This is a genomic window from Synechococcus sp. PCC 7502 (genome assembly GCF_000317085.1).
In the GTDB taxonomy this organism is placed as follows: Bacteria; Cyanobacteriota; Cyanobacteriia; order Pseudanabaenales; family Pseudanabaenaceae; genus PCC-7502.
This window is the reverse complement of the sequence record NC_019702.1, coordinates 3,461,198-3,477,698: the sequence shown is the minus strand read 5'-3', so window position 1 is coordinate 3,477,698 and position 16,501 is coordinate 3,461,198. Positions and strand designations below refer to the sequence as shown.

Genomic DNA, 16,501 nt, shown 5'->3' with positions numbered 1-16,501 from the left:
CATTTTCTAGCTTTGATGTTCTAAATTGTAAGCAGCATAGACACTTTGTACATTATACCAATTCAAAAATATACGAGCAACTTCTAATGCTAGTTGGGGTTTGCCTTGATTGATTAACCAGCTTAATAATGGTTGGAGCGATCGCTCATTGATCAGCCCCCCCAAAGTTAAGGTTCCCCACAGCAAACGGTGAATCCAAGTCATTTGGATCATCATCTTTACCTCCCAAGTCGGATGCTTTTTGTAGAAAATTACACCCATTCTGCCGCGTTGCTGTTCTTGATCGATTAGGTGAGGTAGTTGAGCTAAGTTAAAAGCTGGATGCCAGTGATAGCCGATTGCCTGTGGGCATTTAATGAGTTTTAAGCCCAAATTTTTAAGTCTTACGCCCAGTTCTAAGTCCTCCCAGCCGTACTGCTTAAATTGCAAATCAAACATTCCCGCTTCAATTAACCAATGACGGGCGATCGCTACGTTACCTGTAGCAAAAAAAGCATTGGAAATATCCGTAAGTTTGAATTTAGTTGAGGTGGGTTCATCAAAATTGGCAGTATTGATTACGGTACCGTAGGTAAAAGCTCGGGGATGATTTTGTAAAGCCTCAGCATGGGCAGATAAAAACTGCTCAGTGACAACCAAATCGCTATCAATAAAGACAACTATTTCCCCTAAGGCTTTCTCTATACCCAAATTGCGGGCTGCGGCGGCTCCTTGATGATTTTGTTGTAACAGCCTGACATGGGGTAGATTTATTTCTTGGTTAGCTTGAACCCAGGCGATCGTATCGTCCGTAGAACCATCATCAATTACCAAAATCTCATAATCCCCATTAAAATCCTGATGTTCCATCGCCAATAAACATTTCTGTAAAATCGGCAGGCGATTGTAAGTGGGAATAATTACTGACCACATAATTGCAAATGTAATACCTTATTTCTTTGTATAAATGCTTTGATTACTCTTTTTCCTATTTACCCTAACTATAGTCCAGTTTGACGCTCGCGATCAGAGTCGGGTTCCAATGCGGCATAGTCCCAATGACTAATACAGGAAATTTGCGGGGCTACAGACCGAATTGCTTGCATTTGGCTTTCTAAGCTGGGATGTCCCTGCCAAGGCTGTCCCCACGTTCCCATTAAAACTGGACAGACTTTAGTGTTAACGGGCAAAGCATTGATTATTTTTAGGACTTCGTTGGCGATACATTTACTATCACATTGGTTAAATATCATCGGATACCGTGTGATCGCAGCAGGAAACCTCTCCCAAGTCTTAACCCGAGCATTATAAATTTCTCGACTCGGCGCAAATACGGCACCAATATTAATTTGGGAGTTAGTGCTATTAATACTAGCGATCGCCCCATTTATAAAACCCAATACACCTTGATAGGCATGATTTACCGCCAACTGCCACAGCATCTGCTCGACTAATTGCGATACCAAGACTGGACTTGAGGAGAGGGTTTGAACAATACCTGAAGTATTTTGCTGGGTTACTTGCAGAAGCTTAATCATTTCGGGGGTAATTTTACCTGTTTCTAGATAACTTGCCATTAACTGTTTAGTTCCAGCATCGGGCATTGCCCCCAATAAAGACTGGCGTGATTCCTCTCCATAAATCCATAGGTCTTTAACGTTATTAATTAGTTTTTTACTATTGGAGTACTGGAAATAATCAAACAAAATGCCATCGGGTTGACGCTTGATTAAGTTAGCGATCGCCCCAGCAAAATTGGACTTTGCCTGAGCATTAAAAGGATCAACAAGTATATGTTCTGGCTCTAAGGGATTAGACAGAGTTTTCCCCGGCGCCCGTTCGGAAAATTGACTGTAACTGTAGCCATAGTTCATAGCGATCGCCCAACCATAGACCTTTAATCCCCGTTCATGTCCCTGACGAATCACCTCTGCCCATAGATCATAATCTGCTGTCACAGTTCCAGCTTTTACCGCATCTTTAGTGACAGATTGCCAAGGCGTAGGATTACTAGCCACAGGTAATAAAATCTGCCCATCGTAAAATACTTCAACAAATATGGCGTTATAGCCACGATTAACAACTCGATCTAGGACATCTGTTAAAACCTCTGACTTCGCATCCTTGGGGTATAGTCTCAGCACCAGAGCTTGGGATTTAATTGCATCTTGGCTCCGACAAACAGCTAATTGATTTTTGTGTTTTGCCACAAGGGATAGATAGGACGGATCATTAGTTTTGCGTAAATTGTTTTTGAGTATGCTCTCGTTGACATCTACATTACAACTAGAAACACTTATCGAACCCACAGGTAAAGCCTGTGCTGAGGTTATGCTGGCGCACCAAAACCATAGACAGACTTTAACTAAATAGTTAGCAGATTTGCGTTGATTTAAGGATGGAACTAAGGAAAATAAATTAGCTTTTAACTGAAAATTTCTACTTACAGAGGTTAAAGACATTAGGGATAGTTAAGCCAATTCTAAGGGAGCCATGGTCAGTTTTTCCTGCTTCAGTTGAGCATGATATAATTCCGCTTGCTCCTGTGGACCTACCCAAACGATCGCCATACCCTCAAAATGCACTTGATTAGTTAGTTCCCAGGCTCTTTGTTCACTCATGTCTGGAATATACTTAACCAAACACTTACACACATGCTCAAAGGTATTGAAGTCATCATTTAAGACTATGACTTTATAGTTGGGATAGGGCTTACGGACTACCTGAGAATCTCGTTCTCTGATTTTTTCAGGGGATTGAGTAGCTGCACTGATCATCGTTACTAGGCAAGACAGTACGGATTATATACAGTTATCTTACCCTAAGGGACTTCAAAAGAAATAGTCTTCGCAGTTTTAGGGATGCAGGGCGTAGTCCCAGAGAGGGTTACTTGTCCTCTAGCTTGTCCAATCTGGTATTGGTTGCGCCAACAAATCTGGATACTATCATTACCAGTGTTTCTAGTTGTGACTGCGTTCTATCCTGTCTCTCTTCTATTCGTGCAAAGTTTTCAGAGTGCTGTAACTGTCTCTCTTGTAGTTGCCTCTCTATTGCTAACATCTGGGCTATTACTGCCTGCATTTCTTCATAAGTCATATTTCTGTTCCACTGAATTCAGTGATCGCCATACTCTCAAAATTTACTGATCATCGTTACTAGAGAACCCAGTAATGTTTATACTCAGTATCTTACCCTAACTACTGTATAGGTTAAAGTTCAGGATTTTTTGGAGCTTTGCATAAAATTAATCAATAGAAACGCCAGTCCCACATTAATGGCAATGTCGGCAAAGTTAAATACAGGGAAATTAATAAACCTCAAGTCTAAAAAGTCAACCACTGCACCCTTAATAAAGCGATCAAGCCCGTTACCTAAAGCCCCGCCAAGGATGCAGCCATAACCGCACTGTTCCCATATAGTTAATTTTTTGGCAAATACACCTAAAACTCCTAAACCAAAACTCACCACCAATGACACCCACTTGAGCCAGCCACTACCGCCACTAAAGATACTAAAAGCTGCGCCAGAGTTAGTAATGTAGCGCAAATGCAATATACCTTGCCAGATCGCTAAATCATGGAGACTAGGGTTTTGGGCGATCGCAGTTTTAGTCAGTTGATCTATACATAACCAAGACAGGGCGCAAATCCAAAAGTATAGGTTCCTCAGCATTCGCACCTAAGCTTTATAAGTAAGTATAAGTAAGTAAATGAATGAGCAATTAAAGTAAACCTAGCCAAGCCAGCACCCCTTTACCCGTAGCAAACTCAATCACTAATACCGTAAGGAAGCCAATCATTGCGGCTCGACCATTTAAGCGTTCAGCATAGCTATTAAAGCCAAAACTAGGATCGGTGGCTTGGGGGGATTGAAGTGGTTCAGTCATATATGTAGTTTATTCCTTGAATTTGATACTAATCTAGCCAGTAAGTTAAACCTTATTTTGCCAATAAACCTTAGCATTTCGGCAATGTTAACTTGTAACTGGATGATTACTATATTCTTACATAGCTTTAAGATTTGCAAATTTCTGTAACTAAAACCTTGTTTCTTAATTCTTATAGCAAATTTCTTGTAAGTTAACTAATATAAGGTTATAAAGACTAATTAAAAGTATTTAAGCCTTAATTTAAGTTTTTATATCTGAGCTAAACTTAACATTACGATTAAAGTAATTAATAGGTTTAAGTTTTAATCATTAATTTATACAATAAATCACAACCAGAATTTACGAGGTTTTAAGTAACTTGGAAAGTCATAAAGAGAAAATTTTAGTCGTAGATGACGAGGCAAGTATTCGTCGTATCTTAGAAACCAGACTTTCTATGATCGGGTATGAAGTAGTCACGGCGGGAGATGGTGAAGAGGCGATCGCTATGTTCCGTGATGAAATTCCAGATTTAGTCGTGTTAGATGTAATGATGCCTAAGCTTGATGGCTATGGGGTCTGCCAAGAATTACGCAAAGAATCTGATGTCCCGATCATTATGTTGACCGCACTCAGTGACGTTGCTGATCGGATCACAGGGTTAGAACTTGGTGCCGATGATTATGTGGTTAAGCCCTTTTCTCCTAAGGAATTAGAAGCTCGGATTCGGTCTGTGCTGCGCCGAGTTGATCGCAATGGTAGCTCTGGCATTCCTAGTTCTGGGGTAATGCATATTAGTAATATTAGAATTGATGCCAATAAACGCCAAGTCTATAAAGGTGATGAGCGCATTCGGCTTACAGGTATGGAGTTTAGCCTATTAGAGCTTTTAGTTGGTAAGTCTGGGGAAGCTTTTTCCCGTGCTGATATTCTACAAGAAGTATGGGGCTATACCCCTGAGCGTCATGTGGATACCCGTGTGGTTGATGTGCATATTTCTCGATTACGGGCAAAGCTAGAAGAAGACCCCAGTAACCCAGAACTAATTTTGACGGCTAGAGGCACTGGCTACTTATTTCAGCGCATTACTGAATCTGAAGAAAGCTAAAACTCTCTATTTTGATTAATTATGTGATTAACTATGGCTTTAGTAGCGATCGCCTCTGTGATAGCTGGAGCAAGAGCAGGGAAGGTTATTAGTTTTCCGACAGATACGGTTCCTGCCCTAGCAGTAGTTCCAGATCACGCCAAGTCGATTTTTGCCCTGAAGCAGCGATCGCCCGATAAGCCTTTAATTTTAATGGCAGCTACCCTAGAAGAACTGTGGGATTATGTCGATGTGAGTAATCCTAACTTCTCGATATGGCAAGAACTAGCACAGTCTAGGCTACCAGGGGCATTAACCTTAGTATTACCCCAGAATCCTGATTATCCACCCTTGAACGTTGGTTTTAGGAGCATTGGCATTAGAATTCCCGATCACAAGATCGCGATCGCCCTACTGCGACAAACTACACCCCTATTAACCACCAGTGCTAATCTCAGCAACTCACCGACATTACTTACTAAGGAAGAAATATATCTACAGTTTCCCCAAGTTCTGGTTTTAGATACCCCTAATGTCATTACAAATAGTCAACCTTCTACAGTCTTGGCATGGACGGATCAGGGTTGGATAGTTAAACGGCAAGGGGCGGTTAAAATCTAGGTGATGCTAAAAATCTGAATCATAGGAAGATGATGAGGAAGGCTGATTATCTTGCTTAGAACCCAGTAACTCCAACTGATCAACACGAATTACAGGCTTCGTTCTATCTTCCCCAGTGGTTTTATCCTTCCAGCGATCGAATACTAAGGAACCTGTAACCCCAATTAGGCTGCCCTTTCTGACATATCTGCCTGCCACATCTGCCGTTTTATCCCATAGTTCCAAGTCAAACCAATCGGGTGGCTCGTCTTTATTGCTAGTGCGGCGATTTACTGCCAATGTAAAGTTACATACCTGCTTGCCTGAATCGAAATTTTTAACTTCAGGGTCTCTGCCCGCGCGACCGACTAGGTTAACTCTGTTAATGCTCATGGTTTTTATTTCCTATGTAAGCTTAAAATGCCAGATGTTCAAGATTTTAGCCTGAACTAGTTCCCAATTTGATCAAATCTTCACCCGTGAGTCGACAAATGCGCCAGTCTGGCAAAACCTTTGCGCCGATCGCCTCATAAAAACTAATCGCTGGTTGATTCCAATCTAAGACTGACCATTCTAAGCGTCCATAGCCCCGACTTACTGTTAAACTTGCCAAATACTTAATTAACGCCTTACCAATTCCTGCACCACGATATGCGGGTAGAACAAAAATATCTTCCAAATAAATTCCAGACTTAGTGAGAAACGTGGAATAGTTGCGAAAAAATAGGGCAAAGCCAACAATCTGAGCATCAATCTCTGCTACTACCGCTTCAATCACTGGGCGATCGCCAAATAAATCTAGTTCTAATGCTTCGACTGTTCCCGTAACAGTATGACTCAGTTGCTCATATTCTGCTAGGGCTTGGATTAAGTTAAATATAGCAGAAACATCTTTTGAGGTAGGCGATCGCAGTACGAAATCGTTAGTTAATGACATGGAGTTATGAATTTCTAAATCTAGTTACAAATCTGGGGGTAGAATCACCCGATCAATAACATGAATATAACCGTTTCTAGCCTTAATATTAGTCTGGGTAACAGCAGCATTATTGATCATTACTTGCCCATTTTTAACAGCAACCAAGACACCAGAACCCTCAACAGTTTTGACATAGCCGGGTTTGAGTTTCTTAGCAGTTAGTTTCCCTGACACCAGATGATAGGACAAGACTTTCATTAATTTTTCTTTATTCTCTGGCTTAAACAGCATCTCGGTGGTTTCCCTGGGCAGGGCTTGAAAAGCTGCATCAGTTGGGGCAAATATTGTAAATGACTGCTTCCCATACAGTGAGCCTGACAAACCCGTGGAGACCAGACCGTTAGTAAATGTGCGGAAAGCGCCATTGGCTTGGGCAATCTCAAATACGGAATCCTGCTTTACGGTTTTAGATTTTTTAGCGGCAGAGCTAGGCAATTCACCAAAAGATTGGATTAATCCTAAGCTAATCACACTGGCAATCAATAATTTTTTGAGCATAGAATTAAAAATTGGTTTTCTCACATTACAAATAGCACTGGCGATTAATCGTCCCGCTAGACATAGCTTATCCCACCCTTTTAGGGAAGGAAATTAATATCTGGTTAAGCTGTGATTACATTTATGGTTATGTTTTGAAAACTAAATAAATCTCTTTATAGCGACTTGATCCTTTGCACAATTTTAGTAGTAGAGCTAGGTACTTCAATTTGAATTAAGCTAATTTTGCCGCCATAGCCATTCACAGTTGGAGCTTCGGGTAAGGTTTCCACAGTATAGTCACCGCCTTTGGCATAGATATCGGGAGCGATCGCCTCGATGGTTTTAATTGCTGTAGGTTCAGGAAAAATAATTACGGCATCCACGGGTTTTAACGCTGCCATCACTTCTGCACGCTGGTCTTCGGGAATAATCGGACGGCTTAATCCTTTGAGTTCTTGGACAGAGCGATCGCTATTTAAGCCCACCACCAAGGTTTTTCCTAATGCCTTAGCACTTTCTAGGTAACGCACATGCCCCACATGAATCAAATCAAAACAACCATTGGTAAATACTAAGGGTCTCCAAGCTTCAGGAGATCGCCTTAATAGCTCCACAAATTCTGCAAGTTCAAAAATAATTTTTGCCATAGTCCAATTTTTGCAGTCTCATCCAGCTTAAAAACTGGCACATTCAAATGATCAATCTAGGATTTCGCAAACTACGATACACCTTATTAGCTACAATTAGTAACGCAAAAAATTTCCATGTTTTTTTTATTGTAAGTAGAGATAATTAAATGAGCGACACTCTAGCAAAAGTTCAATCCATAGTTGCCGAACAACTGGGCGTAGAAGTAGCAGAAGTCAAACCTGAAGCCAGCTTTCAAAATGATCTAGGAGCCGACTCTTTAGATTTAGTAGAAGTGGTAATGGCACTAGAAGAAGAATTTGAAGTCGAGATTCCCGATGAGGATGCCGATAGTATCAAAACTGTGCAAGAAGCCGTTGATTATATAGAGCAGAAACAAGCCGCCGCCTAACGACCTGAAGACTATGGAAAACTCTCAACCCCTTTCTCGTGTAGTTGTAACTGGTATGGGTGCAATTACGCCTATTGGTAATACCCTTGAAGATTATTGGCAAGGACTAATTAATGCTAAAAACGGTATTGGTCGTGTGACCCGCTTTGACACCTCTAAACATGCTTGCCAGATTGGGGGAGAGGTTAAGGGTTTTGATCCCCATGACTACTTTGAGCGCAAAGAAGCAAAACGTATGGATCGCTTTTCTCAGTTTGGAGTAGCTGCAAGCTTACAGGCGATCGCCGATGCCAAGTTAGAGATCACACCGCTTAACGATACTCAGGTTGGGGTAATTATCGGTAGTGGAATCGGTGGTTTACAGGTTTTAGAGGATCAAGCTGAGATTTTAATGACCAAGGGACCCGATCGCTGTAGTCCATTCATGATTCCGATGATGATTGGCAATATGGCAGCAGGTTTAGCCGCAATTCACACAGGAGCCAAAGGTTTCAACTGCTGTACGGTCACTGCCTGTGCCGCAGGGTCTAATGCCATTGGCGATGCTTTTCGGTTAATTCAACGGGGTTACCTTAAAGCCATGATCTGTGGTGGTACCGAAGCTGCCATTACGCCCTTAAGCTATGCGGGTTTTGCCTCTGCCCGTGCCTTATCTCTACGCAATGATGATCCAACCCATGCTTCCCGTCCCTTTGATGTTGATCGAGATGGGTTTGTCATGGGTGAAGGTGCAGGCATTTTAGTATTAGAGAATCTGGAGCAGGCGATCGCCCGTGGTGCCAAAATCTACGGAGAAATCATCGGCTATGGTGCTACCTGCGATGCTTACCACATGACGGGAATTGCCCCCGGTGGCGAAGGCGCAGCTAGAGCTATGTCCTTGGCACTAAAAGATGCAGGTGTTACTCCCGATGCTGTAGATTACATCAATGCTCACGGCACTAGTACTCCCGTTAATGACCCCAGTGAAACCGCAGCAATCAAGACTACCTTCGGTGATCATGCTCGTAAAGTGGCAATTAGCTCCACTAAATCCATGACTGGACATTTGCTAGGAGGTTCAGGCGGTATTGAGGCAGTGGCAGCAGTTTTAGCCGTAAATCGTGACTGCGCTCCACCAACCATTAATTTAGCTAATCCTGATCCCGACTGTGATTTAGACTATATTCCCAATGTGGCAAGACCTATGCCTATTAATGTGGTGTTATCTAATTCCTTTGGCTTTGGTGGACATAACGTCAGCTTAGTATTTAAAAAATTTATCGAGTAATATCAAATCTAGAAAACAGAACTACAAATAATCTACGGCAAGAGTGAAACCAGTACTCAGTTAAACCAGTACTCAGTTAAGAGAATTACCATGAATGTAGTGCTCGCAACTGGGGCGTTTTTTTAATTGATGGGATTCCATGCGCGTGAGCACATCATCGAGAATAGCGATCGCTTGCTAGAATACAACTAATAATTTGGTCTAGTTAGTTATGCAATTTCATCCTGCTACCGACTTGCGATCAGCTTATTGTGCCTCTGATGTCAAACCATTAGAAGTAGAAGAACTTTCCAGAGGAAGTAACAGCCCTAGAACTAGCAACGGGTGTGCCGATTGATATGAACTTGATATTTCTGGAGAAGCGATTGGCAAAAAGATTTTGAACGATTAACATCAATGGGATAGCATAAATATTTAATTAATCAACTCTGTTGTGTTGAAAAATTCTTTTTGAACCTTGTTGATGTCTATCGACTCTATTGGTTGAATGCTTCTTGGAACTGAATACATTTTGGTTTCGAGAACTCCTGTAGCTCCCAGTTTGCGATTATTACGATATTTTTCAGTAATTTTCTCTCCTGTCAAGTAATTAATGCTTTGTTTATTACTATCTCCAGTAGCACGATCGCGAATTTGAATATCCTCACCAATTAAAACTACTTGATTCAATTTTTGGTCAAACCAAAAGCGATGTAAAGACTGAAATACTCCTCGTGAACCACTTATTTGATCGATGATAATAACTCCCTTTTCAAGCTTAACTGGAATTGTTTTCTTGGGCGGCTGAAAAAACATTCCACCGCACAAATGACATAGTAGAATCCTATTTGCAATTGCAATCTTTTGCCACTTGCCATCTATTTGTTTCTTAAGCACAACTATTATTGGTCTTGATTCTGGAGATTTAGGCGCACCAATTTCAATCAACATCAAAACTGCCCCTTTGACTCCATCAGGATTCAATTCTCCTTGGACACTATCGCTTAATATCCATCCTTGTGGAACAAAGTCTTTTATGTTTTTACCGTGATTGGGTATTTGATCGGGCTTAATTTCTAATCCAATTTCGGCTAGACAGCTTAAAGTGGGAATTATCCCAAAATAAAAACCACTCAAAATAATGAAGACAAGAATGTGATTCTTCGCAGTTGAATTCTTGAGTTTTTCAAAAAACATGATAACTCCTGAAAAATTTAACCCTACTATAGATTTTATATCCAGAGGTGCTCTATTACTCCCAGTTGCAGCTAAGTTAACGTATTTTTGAAATTAATTTACAAGGCTATACCGCTTCGGATTTGTTTTCAATTAGTTGATATACTCTGAACTGGAAATCTTGAAATGGTATTTTCAGTAAAAAATGACTAGCCCAAACAACTACCAAGAATGGAGTGCTCGCAACTGGGGCGTTTTTTTAATTGATGGGATTCCATGCGCGTGAGCACATCATTGAGAATAGCGATCGCTTTACCCACAAAAGCTCCTTTATTTAACATCACACATTCAGCCCGTTCTGCCATTGCCGCATCAGTCATCTCTCCACGGGAAGGAGTGCCATTTTTGACTAAACTTTCTAACACTTGAGTTGCCCAGATCACTGGCACATGAGCAGCTTCGCATAGCCAGAGAATCTCTTCTTGAATCTCGGTTAAACGCTGATAGCCAATTTGCACAGCGAAGTTAACTAAAATAGGATGCAGCCCTCAAACTTGTCAGCTTCCGTTTGTAAGCAATGGCAAATGTTAAAATAATCCCGTTTAGATCTACAAAAACAACAAAAATCATGGAAAACCGTGTAAGTGCTAATCTCTCTCAAGCGGATAAAGATGCGGTAATGGCAGCATTAGCCACAATTAAAGCCAAGTTACCGTTCTTAATTGATATTCCCGCCGAAGAGCGTAAGACCATGCTGAAAATGGGTGATAAAAGTCGGACATTTGTGCAGAAAACGATGGAACTGGTAAATCAGAATGATGGATTTTTACCCCGTGCCTTTGAAGTAGAAGAGATGCGAAAGGATGTGCAACTACTTAACGATCTTTATCCGATGCTGCAAGCAGTGAATCAATTGCAAGAGTTGATCGATGATACGGTGATGGTGGTGGGCAGTGAGGCTTATGCGGCGGCTTTGGTGGTTTACAGATATGCGAAGGATTCGGGGTTGGGGGCTGGACTGGACGGGGTGGTTGATGACATTGGGCGCAGGTTTGCCCGTAAGTCGAAGAAAGCGGAAGAACTGCCAAAGGTGTAAATTAATCCTCTGATGGTCAGGTTTGAGCTTTTGAGAGTCAAGTTTGGACTTGATCAAGATCAACTTTGAGCTAAATTCATTCAAGTTTGAGCTTAAAAGAGTCAAGTTTGTGCCTCATCAAGTTGGATTTTGTACTAAATTAGGTCAAGTTTCAGCTTGGGTAAGGTCAACTTTTGAGTAAAAAGAGTCAAGTGTGAGCCAGTGCAAGCTCGACTTTGCCGTAAATTAAGTCAAATCTGAGCTTCAAAAGGTTGCGGGAGTTTCTTGGAGCCTTTAGGCATGGATCAAACTCAAGTAATCTTGCGGTGAAAGAATTGAAACTTCTCTGAATGGATGAAGTACTAGCAGATCGTTATCTCCAGTTATGATGTAGTCTGATTTACCTGAGATCGCCAGATCGAGAAACTTATTGTCATTTGGATCTCGACAAATATCAATACTAGAATCGATCGCTACTAGCTCTGCGCGATTAGTAATAGACGCAAAGAATTTTATTCGCCTCTCTAAAGAGATATATTTATCAAATTTGGGCTTGGCTAAGACTCTCTCTAATTCAGCATTTGTCGGTTCAGACATGAGCAAAATCGCACTACTAATTACATAATCAAAGACCTGTTGTGGAATAGAAGAACGACTCAGTAATCCACTGATAAGCACATTTGTATCCAAGATTACTCGCAATTTACTCATCATTAAGTAGTGCCTGAAGAATTTCTGAAGTCAGTCCATTGGCAAAGGCTTCTTGACGAATTTCTTTTACTATGTTCTCTAAAGAATCGGGTTGATTTACATAGTAGAGCAAACTACTAACGATCGCCTGAATCTTGTGTCGGTGTTCAATGGTGGCATTATTGAAATTGTCTGCGATCGCTTCATCAACTTCTAAGGTGATTGGTTTTAGCATAGAAATTCACAAGATATTAAAGTATTAGAGTCATTGTATGTCTGAAACTTAATAGCTAATATTATAGGCATTGAAACACAAGTACGGAGTTAGCTGAGTGCATCAATCTTTACAGGCATATTGGCAAGAAGTAGAGCAAATCTATAACACTCATCAGGCAACAGAACACAGCTATCGCCCTGCCTTACAGAAATTAATAGAATCATTGGCGGGGAATATTCGAGCAATTAATGAACCGAAACGGATTGCTTGCGGTGCGCCAGATTTTTTGATTAAGCAAAATGAACTAGAAATTGGACATATCGAAGCGAAAGATATTGGAATTTCTCTAAGTAAGGTTGTGGCAACGGAGCAGTTAAATAGATATTTCCATGCCTTGAATAATTTAATTGTTACCGATCATTTAGAGTTTCGGTGGTATGTGGATGGAGAGCATAGATTAACGGCTTGTTTAGCAACTATTGATAAAAAGAAGAAGTTAGTCGCCGATCGCTCAGGAATACTGGAGGTTGAGCAACTTTTAGAGCAATTTTTATTAACCAAAGCTATTCAAGTTAATACGCCAAAGGTTTTAGCAAAGCGGATGGCAGCATTAGCTCAATTAATTCGAGATGCAATTAAAGCTGCATTAAATTCTGAAGATCAAGGGGGAATGCTCCGCCAACAGTTTGAATCTTTTCAAAAGGTGCTAATTCGAGATTTAACAAGTGAACAATTTGCGGATATGTATGCTCAGACGATCGCCTATGGTTTATTTGCGGCAAGATGTAGTACGGATAGTCCGAGTGAGTTCTCTCGCAAAACAGCAGCCTACGATCTACCTAAAACAAATCCATTTTTACGCAGTATCTTTTCGCAAATTGCAGGCATAGATTTAGATGAAAGAATTGCATGGGCGGTGGATACTTTAGCAAATATTCTGAAGCAAACAGATATGGCAGAGATTCTAAAGGATTTTGGCAAGCGCACTCGTCAATCAGATCCAGTGGTACATTTTTATGAGACGTTTTTAGCTGAATATGATGCCAAAATGCGTGAGTCTAGGGGAGTTTATTACACGCCAGAGCCAGTGGTTTCCTATATTGTGCGGAGTGTGGATTATGTTCTCAAACACAAATTTAAGATTGCTAAGGGTTTGGCTGATGCTAAAAAGATTTCTATTCCTAAAGGTGAAGGAACAATAGAAACTCATCAGGTTTTAATTCTCGATCCTGCGGTGGGAACAGGAACTTTTATGTATGCGGTAATTGACCATATTTATGAGAGTTTCAAAAATCAAAAGGGAATGTGGTCGGGCTATGTGAGTCAACATTTACTACCCCGTTTGTTTGGATTTGAGTTGCTAATGGCTCCTTACACGGTGGCACACATGAAGCTGGGTTTGCAGTTGCAGCAGTTGGGCTATGATTTTAGCTCGGAAGAACGATTACGAATTTACTTGACGAATACGTTGCAAGAAGCTTTTCAAATTCCTGCGGCAGATGGGTTTATGAATCGGATTAGGGATGAAGCCGAAGCAGCAAGAGATGTGAAGCAAGACACTCCTGTAATGGTAATTCTAGGCAATCCGCCCTATTCTTATCAGTCGATGAATACTGATCCTTGGATTGTGAGTTTGGTTAAAGATTATTATCAAGTGGACGGCAAACCATTAGGCGAAAGAAACCCTAAAGGCTTATTAGATGATTATGTGAAGTTTATCCGTTTTGCTCAACATCGAATTTCTGAAACAGGCTATGGTGTGATGGCTTTGATTACAAATCATGGCTATTTGGATAATCCAACTTTTCGGGGAATGCGTCAGAGCTTAATGAAAACCTTTGATGAAATTTATGTTTTAGATTTGCATGGAAACAGCAAGAAAAAGGAGGTCTGCCCTGATGGTTCACCTGATAAAAATGTATTCGATATTCAGCAGGGCGTAGCGATCGGAATTTTCATTAAGTATCAAAATAGCCAGCAAGATGTAGCAACGGTTTATCATGCCGATTTATGGGGAGCGAGAGAAGTTTATGATAATAAGCAGTTAGTAGGCGGTAAATATCACTGGCTTGCAGAAAATGATATTAGTTCGACTCAGTGGCAAACCATAAAACCATCTATTCCTTTCTATATATTTAAGGATCAAAATGGATACATATCCGATGAATATCAGAAGTTCTGGAAAATTACTGACATAATGCCGAATCATGTTTATGGTTTCAAAACTCATAGGGATCACTTTGCAATAGATTTACAAAAAAATATCATCGCCGATAGAATTAACGAATTAGTAAGCTTCAAAAAATTGGACTATTCTTTTTTAGATAAATATGATCTTAAAAATTTCAATATAGGAATTGCAGCTACAGCATTACAGAATCAGGATTTAGAAAAGTTTATTGATTTGTGTTCTTACCGACCACTTGATAATCGTTTCATGTTCTATTCTGAATATGTTATGGATAGAATAAGACCCGAACTTAGGAAACATCTATTTAGAAAAGATAATCTATGTCTTATTTGTTCTCGTCAAATATCTACAAATGACTATAAGCACGTCTTTGTTACTGATTTAGTTCCTAATGACTGCCTAATTTCTAATATCACTAAGGAATCTAATCATAACTTCCCTCTCTATCTTTATCCCACCGATACCATCCTTCAGGAATCAGAATATACTACACGCAGTCCTAATTTAGCTCCAGAATTTATTACTGAATTTTCGCAAAAACTAAACCTACAATTCTTGACTGATGGAAAAGGCGATCAAATTAAAACCTTTGCACCAGAAGATATTTTTAACTACATCTATGCCGTTTTTCATTCCCCACAATATCGATCTCGTTATGCCGAATTTCTAAAAATAGACTTTCCCCGTGTGCCCTTGACTTCTGATGTCAAACTGTTTTGGGAACTAGCAAATTTAGGAGAGAGATTAGTCCAACTACATTTAATGAAAGAGACAGGAAGTGAGATTTGTAGTTATCCCATTTCTGGATCGAACATAGTTGAGCAAGTAAAATATGACGAAACTAATCAAAGAGTTTATATCAATAAAGTTCAATACTTTGAGCCTGTACCTACAGCAATCTGGAACTTTTATATCGGTGGCTATCAAGTCTGTCAGAAATGGCTGAAGGACAGAAAGAATCGAGAATTAACCTACGATGACTTATCCCATTATCAAAATATCATTTCCATTCTTGGCGAAACCATAGAAAAGATGGATCGCATTGACCAAATAATTGAAAGCTACGGCGGTTTCCCATTAGGATAGATATTAAAATCCCCAAGCAGAGGCAAAGCAAAGATTTCAGCGCAAGTTGTTGAGTGAAGAGTAAAATTAAGTATTAAATTAGGAGACTAAAAAAGTGAATAACAGCATTACAGTTGAGCAAAGATTACTAGAAAAGATTCGCAAACTCCCATCCGATAAAATCATAGAAATAGAAGACTTCGTTGATTTTCTCTATCAACGTGAAACCGAATCTGATAAAAATCTGGTTTATGAAGCTACTAAACTCTCTGAAAACAGTTTTTCAAAAATATGGGATAATCCTGAAGATGCAGCTTATGACAACCTATAGTTTTGGAGATGTGCTTTTAGTTCCGTTCCCTTTTACGGATCAAACCACCACCAAAAAACGCCCAACCATTGTAATCAGTTCCGATATTTATAATCAGCAGAAACTAGACATAATTTTAATTGCTGTCACCAGTCAAGTAAGTTTGCAATTTGGTGAGATGCTTATATCTGATTGGTCAAGAGCAGGACTGATTAAGCCCTCAGTAATCAAGCCAATCATCACAACTCTGGAGAAATCTCTTGTACTTAAAAAACTTGGCAAATTAGAAACACCAGATATTCAGACGTTAAAAAGTTCTCTACAACAAATTATTAAGATTAGTTGATCGCTATTCAAGAAAAGATCGCCAAAGAAGTGAGAACTAGGAGAGAAAAAGCCAGACAATTGAGAAGTGATGCAGAAAGCCAATGGGAAGAGGCAAAGCAAAGATTTGAGTTCAAGTTGTTGAGTGATGAGTAAAATAAGAAAAAACAAC

Annotated in this window: 22 protein-coding genes; 9 read left to right on the top strand and 13 right to left on the bottom strand. The window is 40.1% G+C overall.

Features of this window, described 5'->3' with window-relative positions:
- Positions 1-6 precede the first annotated feature (6 nt).
- The 5 genes from SYN7502_RS17420 to SYN7502_RS19995 all read right to left on the bottom strand — a co-directional run bounded on the left by SYN7502_RS17420 (position 7) and on the right by SYN7502_RS19995 (position 3,865).
- Positions 7-915 carry a glycosyltransferase family 2 protein gene (locus SYN7502_RS17420; protein WP_246829012.1) on the bottom strand — a complete coding sequence of 303 codons (909 nt, stop codon included), beginning with the start codon at positions 913-915 and terminating at the stop codon, positions 7-9.
- Positions 916-980: 65 nt separating this feature from the next.
- Entirely contained in the window at positions 981-2,441 is a 1,461-nt protein-coding gene (locus SYN7502_RS17415) for a family 10 glycosylhydrolase (RefSeq protein ID WP_015170036.1), read from the bottom strand.
- Between the two features lie 9 nt (positions 2,442-2,450).
- On the bottom strand, positions 2,451-2,756 hold the full coding sequence (clpS, locus tag SYN7502_RS17410; protein ID WP_015170035.1) for an ATP-dependent Clp protease adapter ClpS: 306 nt from the start codon (positions 2,754-2,756) through the stop codon (positions 2,451-2,453).
- Between the two features lie 439 nt (positions 2,757-3,195).
- On the bottom strand, positions 3,196-3,651 hold the full coding sequence (gene lspA, locus SYN7502_RS17400) for a signal peptidase II (RefSeq protein WP_015170033.1): 456 nt from the start codon (positions 3,649-3,651) through the stop codon (positions 3,196-3,198).
- A gap of 49 nt (positions 3,652-3,700) precedes the next feature.
- On the bottom strand, positions 3,701-3,865 hold the full coding sequence (locus SYN7502_RS19995; protein ID WP_015170032.1) for a chlorophyll a/b-binding protein: 165 nt from the start codon (positions 3,863-3,865) through the stop codon (positions 3,701-3,703).
- 361 nt (positions 3,866-4,226) lie between these two features.
- Here SYN7502_RS19995 and rpaB point away from each other — a divergent pair, with 361 nt between their 5' ends.
- Positions 4,227-4,955: a response regulator transcription factor RpaB gene (gene rpaB, locus SYN7502_RS17390; RefSeq protein WP_015170031.1), complete on the top strand. Its 729-nt coding sequence runs from the start codon at positions 4,227-4,229 to the stop codon at positions 4,953-4,955.
- A gap of 33 nt (positions 4,956-4,988) precedes the next feature.
- Positions 4,989-5,555, top strand: coding sequence for an L-threonylcarbamoyladenylate synthase (locus SYN7502_RS17385; RefSeq protein WP_015170030.1), 567 nt, complete (start codon positions 4,989-4,991; stop codon positions 5,553-5,555).
- Between the two features lie 6 nt (positions 5,556-5,561).
- On the opposite strand, the gene SYN7502_RS17380 is transcribed toward SYN7502_RS17385, so the two are convergent.
- The 4 genes from SYN7502_RS17380 to rfaE2 form a co-directional block, all read right to left on the bottom strand.
- Positions 5,562-5,927, bottom strand: coding sequence for a single-stranded DNA-binding protein (locus SYN7502_RS17380; RefSeq protein ID WP_015170029.1), 366 nt, complete (start codon positions 5,925-5,927; stop codon positions 5,562-5,564).
- Positions 5,928-5,973: 46 nt separating this feature from the next.
- Positions 5,974-6,471, bottom strand: coding sequence for a GNAT family N-acetyltransferase (locus tag SYN7502_RS17375; protein ID WP_015170028.1), 498 nt, complete (start codon positions 6,469-6,471; stop codon positions 5,974-5,976).
- A gap of 24 nt (positions 6,472-6,495) precedes the next feature.
- Positions 6,496-7,011: a fasciclin domain-containing protein gene (locus SYN7502_RS17370; RefSeq protein WP_015170027.1), complete on the bottom strand. Its 516-nt coding sequence runs from the start codon at positions 7,009-7,011 to the stop codon at positions 6,496-6,498.
- A 155-nt stretch (positions 7,012-7,166) separates the two neighbouring features.
- Entirely contained in the window at positions 7,167-7,640 is a 474-nt protein-coding gene (rfaE2, locus tag SYN7502_RS17365; protein ID WP_015170026.1) for a D-glycero-beta-D-manno-heptose 1-phosphate adenylyltransferase, read from the bottom strand.
- A gap of 149 nt (positions 7,641-7,789) precedes the next feature.
- On the opposite strand from rfaE2, the gene acpP reads away from it, so the two are divergent.
- Entirely contained in the window at positions 7,790-8,032 is a 243-nt protein-coding gene (gene acpP, locus SYN7502_RS17360; protein ID WP_015170025.1) for an acyl carrier protein, read from the top strand.
- Between the two features lie 13 nt (positions 8,033-8,045).
- On the top strand, positions 8,046-9,302 hold the full coding sequence (gene fabF / locus SYN7502_RS17355) for a beta-ketoacyl-ACP synthase II (RefSeq protein WP_015170024.1): 1,257 nt from the start codon (positions 8,046-8,048) through the stop codon (positions 9,300-9,302).
- A gap of 414 nt (positions 9,303-9,716) precedes the next feature.
- Here fabF and SYN7502_RS17350 read toward each other — a convergent pair whose 3' ends face one another.
- Together SYN7502_RS17350 and SYN7502_RS17345 are read right to left on the bottom strand one after the other, a co-directional pair.
- Positions 9,717-10,478, bottom strand: a complete 762-nt coding sequence (locus SYN7502_RS17350; protein WP_015170023.1) for a hypothetical protein — start codon at positions 10,476-10,478, stop codon at positions 9,717-9,719.
- 188 nt (positions 10,479-10,666) lie between these two features.
- Entirely contained in the window at positions 10,667-10,975 is a 309-nt protein-coding gene (locus SYN7502_RS17345) for a pyruvate kinase (protein WP_041429621.1), read from the bottom strand.
- Positions 10,976-11,085: 110 nt separating this feature from the next.
- On the opposite strand from SYN7502_RS17345, the gene SYN7502_RS17340 reads away from it, so the two are divergent.
- Positions 11,086-11,553, top strand: a complete 468-nt coding sequence (locus SYN7502_RS17340) for a hypothetical protein (RefSeq protein ID WP_015170022.1) — start codon at positions 11,086-11,088, stop codon at positions 11,551-11,553.
- Between the two features lie 273 nt (positions 11,554-11,826).
- On the opposite strand, the gene SYN7502_RS17335 is transcribed toward SYN7502_RS17340, so the two are convergent.
- Positions 11,827-12,246, bottom strand: coding sequence for a putative toxin-antitoxin system toxin component, PIN family (locus SYN7502_RS17335; RefSeq protein WP_015170021.1), 420 nt, complete (start codon positions 12,244-12,246; stop codon positions 11,827-11,829).
- On the bottom strand, positions 12,236-12,457 hold the full coding sequence (locus SYN7502_RS17330) for a hypothetical protein (RefSeq protein WP_015170020.1): 222 nt from the start codon (positions 12,455-12,457) through the stop codon (positions 12,236-12,238). Before SYN7502_RS17330 ends, SYN7502_RS17335 begins: the two co-directional genes overlap by 11 nt.
- A 97-nt stretch (positions 12,458-12,554) precedes the next feature.
- Between SYN7502_RS17330 and SYN7502_RS17325 the strand changes: the two genes are divergently transcribed.
- The 4 genes from SYN7502_RS17325 to SYN7502_RS20350 all read left to right on the top strand — a co-directional run bounded on the left by SYN7502_RS17325 (position 12,555) and on the right by SYN7502_RS20350 (position 16,485).
- Entirely contained in the window at positions 12,555-15,716 is a 3,162-nt protein-coding gene (locus tag SYN7502_RS17325) for a type ISP restriction/modification enzyme (RefSeq protein WP_015170019.1), read from the top strand.
- A gap of 94 nt (positions 15,717-15,810) precedes the next feature.
- Positions 15,811-16,026, top strand: a complete 216-nt coding sequence (locus SYN7502_RS17320) for a DUF2281 domain-containing protein (RefSeq protein WP_015170018.1) — start codon at positions 15,811-15,813, stop codon at positions 16,024-16,026.
- Complete coding sequence (locus SYN7502_RS17315) at positions 16,013-16,351, top strand: type II toxin-antitoxin system PemK/MazF family toxin (protein ID WP_015170017.1); 339 nt, start codon at positions 16,013-16,015, stop codon at positions 16,349-16,351. Before SYN7502_RS17320 ends, SYN7502_RS17315 begins: the two co-directional genes overlap by 14 nt.
- The gene (locus tag SYN7502_RS20350; RefSeq protein ID WP_168130391.1) at positions 16,348-16,485 is read left to right on the top strand and encodes a hypothetical protein; all 138 of its coding nucleotides are present in this window, start codon (positions 16,348-16,350) and stop codon (positions 16,483-16,485) included. The genes SYN7502_RS17315 and SYN7502_RS20350 overlap by 4 nt, the downstream gene beginning before the upstream one ends.
- Positions 16,486-16,501 lie beyond the last annotated feature (16 nt).

What these genes read in the sequence shown, in the direction of transcription:
- SYN7502_RS17350 (WP_015170023.1), bottom strand. Translation starts at nt 10,478, where the DNA reads ATGTTTTTTGAAAAACTCAAGAATTCAACTGCGAAGAATCACATTCTT.
- acpP (WP_015170025.1), top strand. Translation starts at nt 7,790, where the DNA reads ATGAGCGACACTCTAGCAAAAGTTCAATCCATAGTTGCCGAACAACTG.
- SYN7502_RS17375 (WP_015170028.1), bottom strand. Translation starts at nt 6,471, where the DNA reads ATGTCATTAACTAACGATTTCGTACTGCGATCGCCTACCTCAAAAGAT.
- SYN7502_RS17340 (WP_015170022.1), top strand. Translation starts at nt 11,086, where the DNA reads ATGGAAAACCGTGTAAGTGCTAATCTCTCTCAAGCGGATAAAGATGCG.
- lspA (WP_015170033.1), bottom strand. Translation starts at nt 3,651, where the DNA reads ATGCTGAGGAACCTATACTTTTGGATTTGCGCCCTGTCTTGGTTATGT.
- SYN7502_RS17330 (WP_015170020.1), bottom strand. Translation starts at nt 12,457, where the DNA reads ATGCTAAAACCAATCACCTTAGAAGTTGATGAAGCGATCGCAGACAAT.
- SYN7502_RS17335 (WP_015170021.1), bottom strand. Translation starts at nt 12,246, where the DNA reads ATGATGAGTAAATTGCGAGTAATCTTGGATACAAATGTGCTTATCAGT.
- SYN7502_RS17415 (WP_015170036.1), bottom strand. Translation starts at nt 2,441, where the DNA reads ATGTCTTTAACCTCTGTAAGTAGAAATTTTCAGTTAAAAGCTAATTTA.
- SYN7502_RS17380 (WP_015170029.1), bottom strand. Translation starts at nt 5,927, where the DNA reads ATGAGCATTAACAGAGTTAACCTAGTCGGTCGCGCGGGCAGAGACCCT.
- rfaE2 (WP_015170026.1), bottom strand. Translation starts at nt 7,640, where the DNA reads ATGGCAAAAATTATTTTTGAACTTGCAGAATTTGTGGAGCTATTAAGG.
- SYN7502_RS17370 (WP_015170027.1), bottom strand. Translation starts at nt 7,011, where the DNA reads ATGCTCAAAAAATTATTGATTGCCAGTGTGATTAGCTTAGGATTAATC.
- SYN7502_RS17385 (WP_015170030.1), top strand. Translation starts at nt 4,989, where the DNA reads ATGGCTTTAGTAGCGATCGCCTCTGTGATAGCTGGAGCAAGAGCAGGG.
- SYN7502_RS17315 (WP_015170017.1), top strand. Translation starts at nt 16,013, where the DNA reads ATGACAACCTATAGTTTTGGAGATGTGCTTTTAGTTCCGTTCCCTTTT.
- fabF (WP_015170024.1), top strand. Translation starts at nt 8,046, where the DNA reads ATGGAAAACTCTCAACCCCTTTCTCGTGTAGTTGTAACTGGTATGGGT.
- clpS (WP_015170035.1), bottom strand. Translation starts at nt 2,756, where the DNA reads ATGATCAGTGCAGCTACTCAATCCCCTGAAAAAATCAGAGAACGAGAT.
- SYN7502_RS19995 (WP_015170032.1), bottom strand. Translation starts at nt 3,865, where the DNA reads ATGACTGAACCACTTCAATCCCCCCAAGCCACCGATCCTAGTTTTGGC.